Source organism: Bacteroides acidifaciens (assembly GCF_903181435.1).
In the GTDB taxonomy this organism is placed as follows: Bacteria; Bacteroidota; Bacteroidia; order Bacteroidales; family Bacteroidaceae; genus Bacteroides.
Map to the genome: position 1 here is coordinate 1 of NZ_CAEUHO010000007.1, position 15,532 is coordinate 15,532.

Genomic DNA, 15,532 nt, shown 5'->3' on the forward strand with positions numbered 1-15,532 from the left:
ACAGCGTCGAAATGAAAGGAAAGGGGAACAAACAATGAAAGATCTTTTCAGCCAAGTTGTGCCTGTTCCGGAAATTAATCCTGCCTATGAGACTCCCCCCACGGCTAAAGCGCGTTTTTACTCCGAAGAAGAGATCAAAAACGGTGCATTAACAATGGGCCTCGATGTGAAGACATTCATTCAAAGAATGCGTATTCAAATAGATCAGGAAGGAAGATATTATAGAGACTATTAAACCTCTACCAAAAATACAAAAAAGCGAAGAATGAACTTGTTTATTCTTCGCTTTTTTGTATTTTTGTCAGGCTACGGGGGTGGTTCCCCGTAGCCTGGGAGCGATGGGTTAATGCACATCGTCAAGTGCGGAGCGAATTGACGGATATCCGACATCTCCGCACTTCTTTTATGCTGCCTCCGGCAGGGTTTTTACTGGGAGCTCCTAGTAACTGCACATTCTCTTCTATCTCCTGCCCCATCAAAGACAAACCGTTAAAGAACAATAGACTAATGCGATAGAAACAGATACTAAAGCACTAAAATTAGTGCTTTAGTATAAAAAAAGACCTTAACTGTCTTCTAAAAAGAACATATTACACTCTTCACATTTAATCCATAGGCCGGCACGCCCCCAAACATTATTACCGCAGCCACAGGTATATTTTACCCGTTTGCCACTTTTGGGTTCCTGGGGCTGACTGCCTCCCGGCTCTTGACCATCCTTATCGCCACCGGTAACCGTGACCGTCACTGGTAAAGTACCAGATGCAAACCGGGGCCGGTATTTCAAACGCAGGTTCTCCAGATCTTCAGCCTTTAATGTATTAAACACCTGATCAAATAAACCGCCATCAAGTATATAGTGTGTCATTTGCTGCCCCGTGGTTTTGCCTCCAGGTTCTCCGGTATCGGATGGCATCAGACCTATTTCTATCATCTTAGCGGCCCATTGCTTATTATGATAGTTGTTTCGGCTAGGCTTGCCGAAATCCTCTTGCCACAGATGGCACATCTCATGCACGAGCGTGGAATGCCAATCTTTATCGGGTCTATCCATGAAGTCAGGATTAATACTGATCTCATGAATGATTTTCTTCTCCACGTTCTCACCTTTCCAACGCTCCGGAGCGAAGAAACCATAAGAACCGCCTTTGCGGCTCATGTTGACAATGCATTCAGGAAGTTGGCCGCTGAATATATGCTCGTTGTAAAACAGATACAAATCATCGAGCGTCTTAAACTGGAGAGTTGTTATCATAAAGCTTTCTCTTTTAAATCTACACAAAGATAAGAAATATAGTTGTAATGCACATTACAATTATTAGTTTTTTAGTGTTTTAGTGGAATCACAGTACGCACAATCATCTTATTTATAAGAATATAGCATTATTTGTAATGCACATTACAAATAATAGTTGATTAGTGCTTTAGTTTTTTAGTATCTGAATAGAAAGATAAACTTTGCATATTTGTAATGTACATTACAAATATGCAAGAGTAATTATGAATATGTAGCCGAAAATATTCGAGAATCAATATTCGCTGTCCTCTGTCTCATCCATATCTTCAGAGTGGGGGCCTCGTTCCAGGAGCAATCCGCATAGTTCAGAAGAAATTCGATCCAAGATAAAGTACTGTTCATCTTTAGTGTAGTTTTCAAGTTCTCTGGCAAGTTCTTGCAGCTTCTTATCTGCAATTTGGTTGAGTTCTCTACCATGTTCTGATAATATTCCAATACCCCGTACATAGACGGTAATATTGGGATTAGTGTTTTTATCTCTTTCTCTCATAGCACATATATTTTAAAACCATTCACTAAAACACTAAAATTAGTTTTTAGTGAACATTTGATTTGACTCCTTAAAGTTAACAATAATATCGGAATTAGAGAGCACTAATCCACTAATTAACTAAATTTAGTTGATTAGTGGAAAATAGAAAAACACTACCTGCTACTTGGAATTACCGTTCTTCTTGCATAAGCAAATGAACATATGGGCAACCATCTTCACGACCTTTGAAATAGGACAAGTTTGCAATGGTATCGGCAGAAATGCCCATCTCATACAACCAGCTCTTAAAGTCACCTTGCCAAGCATCCCAAGAAGCCAAACCTTCAGAAGTAAACATACTCTTTATTTTATCAGGGTCATACGTACCTTCTTCAATCCAGAACCAAGGACTAACTGATTCACCGATGCGTGGTAGAAATGGAAACTCCCATTTCATCCATACATATAAAGCATCACAAAAATAATGATGCTCTATACAGAATTGTACATTAACAGCCATACGCTAAAAATTTGTATTATTCATTATCTTCTACTATTTCAATATCCAACAGAGCGGCCAGAAAGTCCAAGCCCTTTTGGGAAACATGATAAACAGTCTCATTGAATTGTTGGCGTTTGGTGGCCAAGCCACACAGAACAAGATCTTCCCACTCCGGAAGCTCTTCACTTACTCCAAAAAAGTTTCGGCTAGCAAGAAATTTGCCATCCGTCACCCGTTCAGCTTTGTACCCGATAGCGTGTTTCATATTATTGACCTGCGACTTAGTGATTCCCCCCATACGCTGTTGTATGGATTCGACAGCCGTTTGGAGCTGATCATCTGTCAGATCTTCACCCTTAATCCATAAAACAGGTATCTTGTAACGTGCTATTTTATCATCTTTGGAGTGGTCTGTTTTTATTCCTATCGACTTCCAGAAACCAACGTATTTATTGATTAGCCGGATCACGGCCTTCTGGTCTACTGCATCAAACGAATATTCTAAAAGTAACATTTCATCTTCCACCACAGGAGCCAGCCCCAGGGCTTGAAGTTCTTCGCAAAATTGATCGACTTGTATCATACCTTATTATATATTATCTTCCTTAAAGTTTGGCGAGAACTGCACCCGTTTCAGGTAATTTATCACTCGTGCCGGGTTCTCCTCCGGATTCACATTTAGAATTTAGACATAACACAAAGAAAGCAATAAAAAACGGTATTACAGTTTTCAATCAACATTTATTCACAGTTTTATCATGTACGATTTAATTATAATAAAATCGTACTGCCGGCAAATCTAAAAAGAGCTGGTTAAACAGAAGAGATATTAGTACGATTCACTATATTTGCACGAACATAATAAAATCGTAACTGCCTCTTAATATAAGGCCGGTGAGTGAAGTATTAAACCAATTTATAAGATAGTCTATGAAAATCGGATATGCACGCGTATCTACCAGAGAACAGAATTTAGATATGCAACTGGAAGCATTAAAGGCCTGCGGTTGCACCCGAATCTTCACAGAGAAGGTATCAGGTATGATTGCCCAACGCCCGGAACTGAAAGAATGCCTGAACTACCTACGAGAAGGGGACACCCTTGTCGTATATAAGCTCGACCGTTTAGGGCGAAGCCTGAAAAACCTGATTGCGCTGCTGGATGAATTGAAACAAAAATCCATATCATTCGTTTCGCTGCAAGATAACCTGAGCACGGAAGGAGCCAACGGCCAACTATTCACAAATATACTGGGAGCCTTCGCCCAATTCGAGCGCGATCTTATTGTAGAACGTTGCCAAGAGGGACGAAAAATAGCCAAAAGCAAGGGTGTAAAGTTCGGACGTACTAAAGATAAAGTCAACGAGGAGAACGAAGCAAAAGTTAAAAGCTGCGCTCAGCTCTACCAAGCAGGTAGTACAATTCGTGAAATCATGAAAGCACTGCGGATTGGTAGCCGGGAAACAGTGTACCGGTATCTGAAGAAAGAAGGGATTGTTCCTATGCGGAAAAATTCTAACTGTAAAGAGTAGGGGATGGGTATCAACTAAACAACTAATATTAGTTATTTAGTGGGTACCTTGATATATTATTCCTAGTCCTAACCCTATTCAATCTTTTCATTATCAGCAGAATAATTAATCATAAAAGGTTCTGTTTATAGCTAAATATCTATAAATATTTGCTCTTTCCGGGGGATTTTTTGTATATTCGCACAATCAATTGCATATATGCAATTGATAATATAAATAACTATGCGAAAAAAAAATACAGAAATCATCCGTGCATTGCTCGGCAAATACCACTATAAAGTGTTTACCGAACAAGAGTTCTTTGTATTATGGCAAAGTACAAATTCTATAGATGGTTTCCGGAGCTATACCAAAGACAAATTAACAGAGCGACTGTCAGAAGCTAAAATCATTGATTCCGTTACTATGACGGACTTAAATAGAAGAAACTACCAAGTTTACGGTATTCCTGAAAAGAATCCGGATATATTCGACTATGCAGCCGCTCGCTCACGTGCTTCGTACTTCAGCTTTTATACCGCACTCTTTATACACAATCTGACTTTGCAGATACCCAAACATATTTATCTGACTTTTGAGAGGGGAGAACGCGCAGCCGTACAAAACACCATCACTCAGGAAGCCATCGACCAAGCATTTAGCAAACCGCCCAGGCAGACAAACAACTCCCGAAATTGTAAAGGGTATATGGTCCACCAAATAATCGGGCAAAGCAACCACCGGTTAGGGGTAGTCCCATACCGGGGAAATCTGGCGGTCACGGATTTAGAGAGGACACTTATCGACGTTGTAACCCGTCCTTTTTATGCAGGCGGTGTAACTCAGGTTATCGAAGCATTCAGGAATGCGAAAGAGAATGTCGATATCAAGAAATTATTATCTTATTATCAAAAGATGGATTTTATATATCCTTATCATCAGGCAATCGGCTTTTATATGGAAAAAGCCGGTTATGAAGAATCTGATTTTGCTCCACTGGCAGAGATGGAGCAAAAATTCAGGTTCTACCTATCTTATAATATACGTTTCAAGGAGCTTTCGGACCGATGGAAGCTGTATTATCCGAAAGGTCTTTAAAAGGATTGATCAGGTCTTTCACAAAATCGAAATAATAATCATAGTCTTGCAGTTCTTGATCACTGTTAATCGTCTGCTTAACAACGTCCCAGTTGGCCCGATTCCTCTCCCGAAGATCTTCAAAGTCTTTTAAGAATGACAAGGGAACCCGTTTAGCTCCGAAGATATTCCGAAACAAATCATCGGTCAAATTCAACTGGGCAAAATGCTGCGTAATCATCCATATATCATAAAGATCTCTCGCCCTCTCTTTAGGTCGGGCAGAATTCACGATATCTTTATACTTATCCATTGTCTGGCACAGGGCTCTTACTTTCTCGATCAAAATCATCTCCGGTGTGTACACCCTCAGAATCAGACCGTCTATATCCTTATTGACAGCTCCATCCACATATTCATAAGAACTTATATCTACCGTATAACGGGTAGATTGATCATTCACTTTTATAGAGTTCCTGCGAATGGCGCCTATGTCTTCACCGAACTGATCGAACTTCTCTTTTTCTATCAGTTTAAACTCCAGCATATATCCTTTCCATTCAGGAATGCTACCACTTTTAGGTTTCTGGATGAATTTCACATCATAAGCCACTAAACCTATTTGGGCAAACTCATTGTTCAGCAGTTCTCCGAACACCCGTGTCAACCGGTCAAAATCCTTTTCGGAAAACTCTCTCTCCATCGAGAAATCAATGTCAATAGACCCCCTGTTAATAATATCGTAAGCAAGTTGCAAAGCATTGCCACCCTTCAGCACCAGACCTTGCATCAGGATATCATCAGCCATCAAAGCGCGCAAAGTCAGTCTTTTTATATCATCAATATTTGCCATTCAAATGCAGATTTAAAATAAGGATGCTAAATTACAACTTAAATAGCACAACTCAAAAAACCAGCACAGTATTCTATGCAAGAGGTAAATAAATGGTTTGCCGACCACCTGGATAAAGCTGCGCGGAGCAAACCCAGAGAAGACTATTTCAAGGACACTATAGAATGGTAAATCGTTGATTCTAACTATTAACTAAAATTAGTTTTTTAGTTTCCACTAAAACACTAATTTTGCATCAACAACTAAAGCACTTATTTTAGTGATTTAGTATCACTTCAAAATATATAATACTATGGCAAAGGTAATAGCAATCATTAATCACAAAGGCGGTGTCGGCAAGACCGCAACCACCGCCAACTTAGGCGCTGCACTAAAGATGCGTGGGCACAAGGTGCTACTCGTTGACATGGATGCACAAGCCAACCTTACGGAAAGCCTAGGCATTTCTACCGAACTGGATAACACGATTTACCAGGCAATGAGAGGGAAGATGCCATTGCCGATCATCAAGAACGAAGACGGACTGGATATCGTGCCGTCGTGTCTGGATATGTCGGCCATCGAAATGGAAATCATTCAAAAGTACGCACGGGAGCAGATTGTTCATAAGCTGATTGAACCTATCCGGAATGATTACGATTATATCTTGATTGATTGTCCGCCATCTCTCTCAATCCTCACAATTAATGCCATGACCGCAGCGAATTGCGTTATTATACCGGTGGAAGCCGAATATCTGGCAATGAGAGGCATGGGACGTTTGACAAACGTTATCAATGATGTAAAGTGCAATATGAATCCGGGGCTGTATATTGCCGGGATATTGATTACCCTATATGACGGCCGGAAGAATTTTAATCAAGATATCCGGGATATTATTCGTGAAACATTTCAGGGTGACGTATTCGATACGGCCATCCGCAATAATGTTTCGATAGGGGAAGCTACAGCAGCCAAGCATGATATATTCCATTATGCACCCAAATCATCCGGAGCTGAAGACTATAACGCTTTTTGTGAAGAGTTTCTGGAACGAGAAAGTAAAAGAATCAATTAAAGAAATTTTGTATGGCAAATAAAAGAGGAAATTTGAAAGACAGCATGAAAGAAGGGTTAAGCGCTCTTGTTAACCCAACAGTACCCGTGAATACTCGCGAAGCTGAAGAACCTGCACCTGTTGAGAAGAAGAGATACAAGACGTGCAACTATGTAACAGACCCCTCTCACCACAGAAGGCTAAAGAACTATGCCACAGATAACGGCATGACACTGCTCGAAGCATTCAACGAAGCGATTGACCTTTATCTGAACGATAAAGGCGAAAGATACCAATAAGAAAGATTTATTATACACTAAAAAGTCTTGTTTTGGGTCAACTTACATATCTATTTACACCATAAGAATATAGGAATATGAAGACTAATATTTTGTGTATTTTTGCGTTTCTTCTATTTATGTATGGTTGTACAAGCAAACAGAGGAAAGAAGCGGTTATCAATAGTAAAAACGATACTACGCAGATTGATGTGATTACTAATTATGAATTAGAGGATTGTAACCTCCTATATACTGAAGCACTGCCCTCAAATTATCAGGGAACGGAAATATCCATGAATACAGAATATAAGAGTTATCCATCTGATATACGATACTTATCGATATATGTTTATAACCCAACTAATACCGTTCTTGATTTCGGTAGAGACTGGATTATTGAAATATGGGATGGGAATAAATGGGAATCACCTAAGATGAAAAAAGATTTAATCTGGTTTAGTGATGGTTTCTCTATCCCCAAAACACATATCGTTTATTGTTTCAGATATCCAATAGCAGAGTACTATATTTTATCAAAAGGGAAATACCGCATAATTAAGACATTCCACCAAGATATGAAAGAAGTCCAACTAAAGGCAGAATTTAAGATTGAATAATGCAATCCTTATAAGGATACTAGCATATCAAAATCTTCTTTCAAATAAAATCACCCCTGCAGTGCAGGAGTGATTTTATTCTTCATACATTTAACAATGCTTTATTTTATTGATTAATACGGAGTTAAAAATAAAGCGTTGTTTATATTATCTGCCAAGACATATACACCTACATTTTTATTATTGATTTTACCACCTGCCTCGTGAATACCAAGAATATCATAATCATCAGAATATACAATACCACCACTATCACCACCTTGGCTATTATAATAAGCAACCGTACAACCACCTATAGAAACTTGCATTCCACTCATTTGACCGCTCGCAGTGTAATTTACCATAGCAACCTTACCAGAACTGGTATTATACTTGCCGCTCATATGTGCAGTCTGGCCTTCTGTTAAATAATCAGTGGTAGAATTTAGATAATACATAGTGTTATAAATCATAGTACCACAGGTGTAACCACTATTTAAAGAACAAAAGGCTGCATCTACTTTACCTCCAATCTGTAATCTTTGACAACGCCCAATAACAGTGGTTGTCTCCCCAAGGTATAAATCGGCACCTTGATTCTTCATTACATGACCTGAAACTACAACACCATCCATACCATTATACCGTGCTCTGTAACCAACAGAACCATAAGAATTCACGCCACCAATAAAACCATTTGCTATTGGACTGCCTGGTTTAATTTCTGAATGAAATTGAAGCGGCTCACTCTTCTCAAATCTTATAGCTGGAGAATCAACTATTTTTGCTTTAAATTTTGCAATATTAGTGTCAGAGATATCACTCAACTGAACTATTACTTTATTCTCGCTATTTGATATACCAGCACCATTAAACTGTACATCCAATACCTCAGATTGGTTCTCCTCGTTACTGACGAAAGAAGTTATCTGCTCAACCACTCCATTTAATTCATTAAAAGAGTATTTGCATTTTAAGGTCTTAAAACCATCACCCTTACACCTTTGAACAAACTCACTTTTATCAGTGTTTTCACCCACTGTAAGAATCACTAATGAATCATTATCATTAATATATGCGCCTCCATAATAATCAGGATAAGCAACCATAGAAGTTCTAGAAACTTTGTTTCTAAACGATGCCATGAGGTTGGAAGCCAACTGATTTGCATTAGCATAATCGCCTTTAATACTCCTAGTATCAAGGGGAGTATTAATACCGGATTGAGTATCATCCAGTAAAGGATCAGACGTACATGATACCGCCATCATTCCAGCAGCAAGTATCAGAAAAAACACATTTCTTCTCATAAGCCTACAATTTAAAATAAAAACTAAATATTAAAAAACAACACACTTACAAATTAGGTATCTTGAATACTAATTATTTTACTACAAAATTAATGAAAAAACAAGCATAATCCGACAGAAAAAACGATTAAAGCGTACACATACCATCATTGGAAATCAATCATTTACACAAAAAACGTACTCATGGGAAATAATTCATCATAAATCCATTAACAGTATAATAGCTCACCAAGAGAATCGAATAGAACGGCTATTCATTATTGATGTGACAGTATGACTAAAATTGATTTTTGCATATGCGCTACAGCACAATTAAGAATTGAATACCTGCGTCTTGAAAAGAAGATGTTCAGGCCCTAACAAAGGTCAAAAGTTTATTAGGAAGGTATTTTTCTAGGAATCCTTGAATATGTCCTGTTTGACTTAAAATTCGGTTCATTGTTATGCGTATTTGATGATACCGGAAGATGTAACAGAGCTTATTTCTTTAGTAAGATTCCAGCTAATTAATATATTTAAGGATATCCTCTCAAATGCTTGTCTATACATAGCCACATAACCGACTGATAATCAGCATATGCTTGTATACGCAAAAGAAATATTCATTTGAACAATATTTAGTATTAATGGCTAACTTTATAGTAAACAAATTCAGTATTAACTAACAATAAAGATTATGAAAAAACAGTTCCTATTTTTGTTCCTATTACTAGGATTATGTGGCTGCGCAAACCAGTCTGTGAATGAAGATCAGGCAACGCCAGTCGAGAACAAGACCGTCACTGCTAAAACGGTTAAGGAGTATATTGAGAGTAATGAATTTATAGACATTCTTCCAGAGCAAGATCAGCAGGAAGCTGCAACCCGTTCCATCCAAGACCAGCAAGCTATAAATTATCAAATGATGGCTGTTATGTACCGTTTTTATAAACACTGCACAATGGATGATGCCGGTATTATAACCTGCCACATAACAAGCGGAGCAGAAATAAATGTATCAGAAGAAGCATTTGAAATGCGAATAAAAGAGATGAATTCATGGAATGACAGAATCAGAGAGAAAATTAGCAAAGGGATAAAGTACAAAGTAGTACGAATTGATGATAAATATTTTGAGAACCTTTTAAACTTTAAATAATATGAAAGCTAGAATATTATCTATTATACTATTGTCATTGATAAGTATATCTTTTGTCAAGGCACAATCTTACGTTTTTGGTTTCTCTTATAATAGAAACGTCACTTTCTCTAAAGGGTCAAGAACTGATTATCACATGGATAATGGAGAGGGTGGAAATATGATGGTTTGGTCTGTTCAAAATGGCAGCGCTTATGGGTTTGACCTTAGCCCTATTGTCGATGTCGATTATAGGCAACAATCTTATAGTGTTATCAGTGTGCCGGGAGGCGGTATAGCCAATGATGTATATGAACTCACCAAGACTAACAGAACTAAACCTTATTTTTGGAACATAAACTTTATTTTCCAATGGGACCAATACGCAGAATCAATAGATAGAAGTGTATATATTGCCTATAATGTTAATGACTGGAATCCGGACGATTACAAAGATATCTGGTCAAGAAAAACCAAAGAAGGACAGTCTCAACCTATCATAAAAAAATAACCAAAGAAATATTTCTATGCAAAGATCCCACAACCACTAGCAAACTAGTGGTTGTGGGATTGAAAATTAAAAATCCCCCTCACAAACATTAATCAATCTGGTAAATCTCCTTATTGCCAGTGTCTGCGTGAACGCAAAAATACAAATCAAGGCTTCGCCTTACCGCTGGTAGCTGCGTGCAACGCAAATCAACATCAAAGGCTCTGCCTTTACCGCTTTCCAAAGCGTTTTTTTTGGTTCTTTTTTTGGGGCGACTGCCAAAAAAAGAACTCACCCCACCGCTCGCCATTTCTTAAAAAATGTTATCAATCAATATCCCTTTCATTGTCGCCTTGCGTACCGTGTATGCCGTTCCACCATAAAAAGCCCCATCAAAACAAGCTAGCACCCTGCCGGCATATCTTAAAAGATAATCATTTCGTTTGGTAAAACAGCCCTCAAAATAAGTGTCTGACAAAATAACGGTTTCATCCGCTTCTTCTAATATTTGATAGTATCGTTTTTGGTCATTCAATGAAAAGCAGGCTTCTTGCCCCCTGAATGGTACAACAGCAATTAACCGCACACCATCGAATAAAGTTTTTAAGATATTCACTTGCTCGGCTGCCATCAGGTCAAAACCTTCACTCATGCCGCACAGATACGTATGATAGCCAGCAACACAAAGCGTATGTAAATGGGTACGGGTTCTCAAAGTAAGCATTTCAAGTATATGCTTATTATTACCTGCGGATGCTAAAATTCGGGGGGTACGATGCCCCGTAAATGCGACAGAATAAGCCTTTAACCACTGGTTGCGCTGTACTCTGCACTCTTGTAACGTGCTGCCCGTTGCCTTGAAATACTTCCCGTTCGGGTGCTCATATTGATAACGAAAAATCGTCTCTTCTCCGAAAAGGTCGGAAGTCGTCATTTGATAAGTTTCTACTCCTTGCATCTTGATATACTTTGTAAGAAGGGCGGGAAAAATCCCGCCTTTCTTTGATTCATCCTATACTATTCTACCCTCGTCTGAATAGCTGTAATATTTTTCACCCTCGTTACCTGCAATTATCACATGGTCAACTAAAGGAATATTCATCACTTTGCCTGCTTTGAAAGCCACTTCCGTTAAGCTGTCATCTTCTCTACTTGGGCGAATATTACCGGATGGGTGATTATGTACCATTATAAAAGAGGTTGCATCATATTGAACTGCCTGCTTCATTATTACCCTCATATCTGCCGCTGTTCCTGTTATACCACCGCATGATATACGTACTTTACGAATAACTTTAGAAGCCTGATTCAGCAATATAATCCAAAATTCTTCGGTCTCAATATCACATAGAACGGGGTACATGAGATTAAAAATATCTATGCTGCTACGAATACTTTTTCGTTCGTCTGCTCCTTCTCTCAATCTCTTATATAGTTCGATGGCTGCATAGGCTACTTTTTTACGGGCTGGTGTCAACGTCTCCAATAAGTCAGACAAAGAAAAATCTGTTAGCCCCATTGCATCATATTTGCGTTGTTCTTGTTTCATTTTCAGGCTGTCAGTTAAAGTATATACTAGTTCGCTGTTATCCATTACGCGGAAAGTATCATTAATTTCAAATATAGTTTTCATAGTCGTATCATTTTAATAAAGTTCTACCTAAAAAATAACCACCTAAAACGGATGCTCCGAAGCTTTCCAAAGCACACGCAAAACGAGCATAAGAAAAGCCCTTTGTTAGCACATCATCGAAAACAAGTACTTTTTTATGGTCAAAAAATGCTCGGTCAAAGCGGATTACCTGCACGCTTTCCACGCTCTTTCCGTTTTTTTTCTCATGAACTGCAAGGCGTGTACCTTCAATGCCTACATGGTTGTAACCGTTTATCGTCCCTGCCAAACGACAGACTTCTGCGGAAAAGTCTTTGTATCTCGTTGCATTCTTTTCAGGTGTGGATGCTGGAATACAACAAAATACAATATCTCCCGTTGTCGCACCAAACTGCATACGAATTTTTCGGGCTACCATTTCAGCCACTTGCAAACTGCGTTTGCCGTCTTTAAAGTCCCAAACTAACTTGCGTATATCCCATTCACGGGGGGTTGCTTCGTACTTGGTAGGCAAATAATCAAAAAAGTAGTGCATGAACTTAGACCACTGTTCACGGAATTTGGGGTTGTTGCTAATTGTTGCCATATCGCTAAAAATTAAAAGGTTAATACTCGCTTACATCGCTTGCCGCTCCCCCCAGCCAATTTTTTTCCCTTGACTGATTGAGAACATTGACTTTTAATCTCAGCGGACAGGGTGAATTGCACGATTTAAAAAAGTGGTAAATACTACCCGGAGGGTGGAGATTTGGCACTTTTTTGAATCTGTTTTCACCCCCGCATACCTTTGTCAATGTTTCAATCAGTTAAGGGAAAATGAAAAAATACCGCTCTCCCGGCTTCAGCCGGGGTTTTGCGTTAGGGATAGAAGAGGAAAGCCCGGAGCTTGCGAGGACTTGAAACGGATAGCCCGGACCTGAAGGGGAACGCCCAAATAAAATTTAGAATTTAAAACTACCCTGAACTAATAAAAATTTCTTAAAAGAGGAAAAATGGCAAGGAAAAGAGCTTTGAATAGTAACATTTCACAAAGAAATTACCTACTTTTGTAGCAGAATGTAGAAAGTACAAATTGTATTTTCATATAGAACGTTCCATCCGAGAAGCAAAAAGAGTGGTATCTTTTAAAAATAACAACAACGGATGTGTACGCCTGTATCCACATAAGGTACGGGATGCACGTTGTTGTTGTCCGGTAAATACCACTCTCCGGTGCTTTTGACGGCAGACCGTACCTCTATGCAGGGTATAAAGTCTTAATATGGAATACCTAACTACTATAAATAATGAAAAGTATTATACATATCATCATTGCTACACTGTTCTTAATAGGGTGCAATAAGCATCAACCGTCCTTAGATAGGTGGATGGATGAAGTGGAAAATGCTATTGAGGTTAACCCAGATAGTGCGCTAATCATATTAGACACTATTATATCACCAGAAAAAATGAATGATAAGTCATTTGCTCGTTGGTGTATGTTATCCGGAAAAATCACAGATAAAGTTTATAACACCCTATTGCCAGCAGAACATTTTGAGAGGGCATATAAATGGTATTCTAAATACGGCACACCAACTGAACAAGTACAAATTTTAATTTATCTGGGACGATCTTATGCAACCGATGGGGATTATGATAAAGCAATGGCAATTTATACCAATACTTTAGATTTAGTCAAGAAATATGACCTAAATAATCTTATCGGTTATATCTATTGTTATATGGGAGACCTATATCAAATGCGACAAATAATGACGCAAGCTATCGAGAAATACAAAACTGCAGCAAATTATTTCAAATCGAACGAAAATATCAACAGCTACGCCTGTGCATTAAGAGATGTCGGTCGTGTATATGCTATTATGGACTCATTAGATTACGCTTTAGATATTCTATCATCGGCTGATTCAATAGCTATTAAGCTAGAAGACCAGAATATAAAAGCTACCATTGATAACACATTAGGGAATACCTATCTTATAAAAGGAGATTTTGAAAAAGCCCAAATTTATTTCTCTAAAGCGCTAAGATTGGGAAGAAACAAATTGCCGAACTATGTAGCATTGATAGAGTTGTACATAAAAACTGATTCAATATCAAAAGCAAAGGAACTATTGAAAGAAATTCCAGAAGACAATCCTAAATATACATACAGTATTAAGAACCTATCATACCAAATATATAAATCAGAAAAGAATTACGAAGCAGCGCTAGCAGACTTAGAAAGCTGTAGTAATATAGTAGATTCTATTTTAAACACTACAAATAAGTCTAAAATTCTTAATATTGAGACTAGATACAATAACTTGAAAATAAAAGAAAAGGTAAAAAATTTACAAATCAAACAACAGAATTACATTTTTATTCTAACTATTTGTATATTCGTAATTATATTAGGATCATTTGGTTATATATTATATAAGAAAAGAGCAGAAGAACGGATTAGAAAACAAGAGATTGAATTAAAAAATTTAAAAATTGCTTCTCTGAACTTATCCATTGAACTAGATAAGAAAAAAAAGATGCTGGCATCTATTGTAGAAAAAGACGAAAAGTATAATCAGATGGAAAAAGAAGTAACAGAACTAACTCATAGGTATAAGAAATTACAGGCTAAACTTATATCAGATTCACCTATATACAAAGAATTATCGCAACTAGTTAATCTCAATATACCAAGAAACAAAAAACAGCTAATAACTGTAAAGCAATGGAAGCTTATAGTAGAAGAGATAACAAATATTTATCCAAATTTCTACGAATACATCGATAACCTATGCCCGGACCTATCAATACAAGAAATTGAATATTGCTGTTTCACTTTATATGGCTTTGATACAAATGACGAAGCTAAATTACTTAATATATCACCCAGTTCTGTTAGAACAAAACGACTTAGACTTCGACAACGATTAAACATCACATTGCCAAACCAAACATCATTATATGAATATTTGATTGATAATCTGAGTTAACACATATACACCCCAGAAAAGAATATTACACTTAATATCAGCACAGTACATATAACATTAGGCTTATATTACCATTAAACAAGTATGAAAATCGTGGAAATCTCTTTCTACGATTTCCATTTATAAGATAACACCTATTTATCTTAAACTATACAACAACATTAATAGCTATGTTTTAACTTGTTATACTGAAGAGCTTAATATCACTCTCATTATTTACTTTGATTCGAAATTAATTATTAATCGACATCGACAAACTACACAATAAATAAAAAAATGATTGCTAATCCTATTTATATTCACTTTATATACAATAAGAAATAGTGAGTATACGCCAAAATCTGTAAACAACTGATTCTCAATAGTTCTTTGTCTACGCAGAAGACAAAGAACTATTAG

At 37.5% G+C, this 15,532-nt stretch carries 18 protein-coding genes; 9 read left to right on the plus strand and 9 right to left on the minus strand.

Going from position 1 to position 15,532, the window contains the following annotated elements; genetic code table 11:
* The coding region (locus tag CLIN57ABFB40_RS19820) for a hypothetical protein (protein ID WP_217703304.1) at positions 1 to 235 on the plus strand (235 nt) is incomplete at its 5' end.
* Positions 236 to 565: 330 nt separating this feature from the next.
* On the opposite strand, the gene CLIN57ABFB40_RS19825 is transcribed toward CLIN57ABFB40_RS19820, so the two are convergent.
* The 4 genes from CLIN57ABFB40_RS19825 to CLIN57ABFB40_RS19840 form a co-directional block, all read right to left on the minus strand.
* On the minus strand, positions 566 to 1,255 hold the full coding sequence (locus tag CLIN57ABFB40_RS19825) for a SprT-like domain-containing protein (RefSeq protein ID WP_016274476.1): 690 nt from the start codon (positions 1,253 to 1,255) through the stop codon (positions 566 to 568).
* Positions 1,256 to 1,529: 274 nt separating this feature from the next.
* Positions 1,530 to 1,787: a hypothetical protein gene (locus CLIN57ABFB40_RS19830; protein ID WP_016274477.1), complete on the minus strand. Its 258-nt coding sequence runs from the start codon at positions 1,785 to 1,787 to the stop codon at positions 1,530 to 1,532.
* Positions 1,788 to 1,959: 172 nt separating this feature from the next.
* Positions 1,960 to 2,289, minus strand: coding sequence for a hypothetical protein (locus CLIN57ABFB40_RS19835; protein WP_016274478.1), 330 nt, complete (start codon positions 2,287 to 2,289; stop codon positions 1,960 to 1,962).
* Positions 2,290 to 2,305: 16 nt separating this feature from the next.
* On the minus strand, positions 2,306 to 2,854 hold the full coding sequence (locus CLIN57ABFB40_RS19840) for a hypothetical protein (RefSeq protein ID WP_016274479.1): 549 nt from the start codon (positions 2,852 to 2,854) through the stop codon (positions 2,306 to 2,308).
* 347 nt (positions 2,855 to 3,201) lie between these two features.
* On the opposite strand from CLIN57ABFB40_RS19840, the gene CLIN57ABFB40_RS19845 reads away from it, so the two are divergent.
* Positions 3,202 to 3,804: a recombinase family protein gene (locus CLIN57ABFB40_RS19845; protein WP_175631614.1), complete on the plus strand. Its 603-nt coding sequence runs from the start codon at positions 3,202 to 3,204 to the stop codon at positions 3,802 to 3,804.
* A 222-nt stretch (positions 3,805 to 4,026) separates the two neighbouring features.
* Positions 4,027 to 4,881 (plus strand): hypothetical protein, encoded by an 855-nt coding sequence (locus CLIN57ABFB40_RS19850; RefSeq protein WP_175631615.1) that lies wholly within the window; start codon positions 4,027 to 4,029, stop codon positions 4,879 to 4,881.
* Here the strand turns inward: CLIN57ABFB40_RS19850 and CLIN57ABFB40_RS19855 are convergent.
* A complete protein-coding gene (locus CLIN57ABFB40_RS19855) occupies positions 4,832 to 5,713 on the minus strand; it encodes a nucleotidyl transferase AbiEii/AbiGii toxin family protein (RefSeq protein ID WP_175631616.1) in 882 nt (293 codons plus the stop codon). The two genes, CLIN57ABFB40_RS19850 and CLIN57ABFB40_RS19855, sit on opposite strands and share 50 nt — an antisense overlap.
* Positions 5,714 to 6,005: 292 nt before the next feature.
* On the opposite strand from CLIN57ABFB40_RS19855, the gene CLIN57ABFB40_RS19860 reads away from it, so the two are divergent.
* The 3 genes from CLIN57ABFB40_RS19860 to CLIN57ABFB40_RS19870 all read left to right on the plus strand — a co-directional run bounded on the left by CLIN57ABFB40_RS19860 (position 6,006) and on the right by CLIN57ABFB40_RS19870 (position 7,647).
* The gene (locus CLIN57ABFB40_RS19860; protein WP_175631617.1) at positions 6,006 to 6,770 is read left to right on the plus strand and encodes a ParA family protein; all 765 of its coding nucleotides are present in this window, start codon (positions 6,006 to 6,008) and stop codon (positions 6,768 to 6,770) included.
* 11 nt (positions 6,771 to 6,781) lie between these two features.
* Positions 6,782 to 7,048, plus strand: a complete 267-nt coding sequence (locus tag CLIN57ABFB40_RS19865) for a hypothetical protein (protein WP_175631618.1) — start codon at positions 6,782 to 6,784, stop codon at positions 7,046 to 7,048.
* 77 nt (positions 7,049 to 7,125) lie between these two features.
* The gene (locus tag CLIN57ABFB40_RS19870; protein WP_016274485.1) at positions 7,126 to 7,647 is read left to right on the plus strand and encodes an immunoglobulin-like domain-containing protein; all 522 of its coding nucleotides are present in this window, start codon (positions 7,126 to 7,128) and stop codon (positions 7,645 to 7,647) included.
* A 113-nt stretch (positions 7,648 to 7,760) separates the two neighbouring features.
* On the opposite strand, the gene CLIN57ABFB40_RS19875 is transcribed toward CLIN57ABFB40_RS19870, so the two are convergent.
* Positions 7,761 to 8,936, minus strand: a complete 1,176-nt coding sequence (locus CLIN57ABFB40_RS19875; RefSeq protein ID WP_016274486.1) for a hypothetical protein — start codon at positions 8,934 to 8,936, stop codon at positions 7,761 to 7,763.
* 676 nt (positions 8,937 to 9,612) lie between these two features.
* Between CLIN57ABFB40_RS19875 and CLIN57ABFB40_RS19880 the strand changes: the two genes are divergently transcribed.
* Together CLIN57ABFB40_RS19880 and CLIN57ABFB40_RS19885 are read left to right on the plus strand one after the other, a co-directional pair.
* Positions 9,613 to 10,074 carry a hypothetical protein gene (locus CLIN57ABFB40_RS19880; protein WP_016274487.1) on the plus strand — a complete coding sequence of 154 codons (462 nt, stop codon included), beginning with the start codon at positions 9,613 to 9,615 and terminating at the stop codon, positions 10,072 to 10,074.
* A gap of 1 nt (position 10,075) precedes the next feature.
* The gene (locus CLIN57ABFB40_RS19885; protein WP_016274488.1) at positions 10,076 to 10,564 is read left to right on the plus strand and encodes a hypothetical protein; all 489 of its coding nucleotides are present in this window, start codon (positions 10,076 to 10,078) and stop codon (positions 10,562 to 10,564) included.
* 292 nt (positions 10,565 to 10,856) lie between these two features.
* Here CLIN57ABFB40_RS19885 and CLIN57ABFB40_RS19890 read toward each other — a convergent pair whose 3' ends face one another.
* The 3 genes from CLIN57ABFB40_RS19890 to CLIN57ABFB40_RS19900 are packed head-to-tail and all read right to left on the minus strand — an operon-like array spanning position 10,857 to position 12,741.
* The gene (locus CLIN57ABFB40_RS19890; protein WP_175631619.1) at positions 10,857 to 11,501 is read right to left on the minus strand and encodes an SLOG family protein; all 645 of its coding nucleotides are present in this window, start codon (positions 11,499 to 11,501) and stop codon (positions 10,857 to 10,859) included.
* Between the two features lie 54 nt (positions 11,502 to 11,555).
* Positions 11,556 to 12,176 (minus strand): RadC family protein, encoded by a 621-nt coding sequence (locus CLIN57ABFB40_RS19895; RefSeq protein ID WP_175631620.1) that lies wholly within the window; start codon positions 12,174 to 12,176, stop codon positions 11,556 to 11,558.
* Between the two features lie 7 nt (positions 12,177 to 12,183).
* The gene (locus CLIN57ABFB40_RS19900) at positions 12,184 to 12,741 is read right to left on the minus strand and encodes a hypothetical protein (RefSeq protein ID WP_016274491.1); all 558 of its coding nucleotides are present in this window, start codon (positions 12,739 to 12,741) and stop codon (positions 12,184 to 12,186) included.
* A 697-nt stretch (positions 12,742 to 13,438) separates the two neighbouring features.
* On the opposite strand from CLIN57ABFB40_RS19900, the gene CLIN57ABFB40_RS19905 reads away from it, so the two are divergent.
* A complete protein-coding gene (locus tag CLIN57ABFB40_RS19905; protein ID WP_175631635.1) occupies positions 13,439 to 15,133 on the plus strand; it encodes a tetratricopeptide repeat protein in 1,695 nt (564 codons plus the stop codon).
* Positions 15,134 to 15,532: the final 399 nt, after the last annotated feature.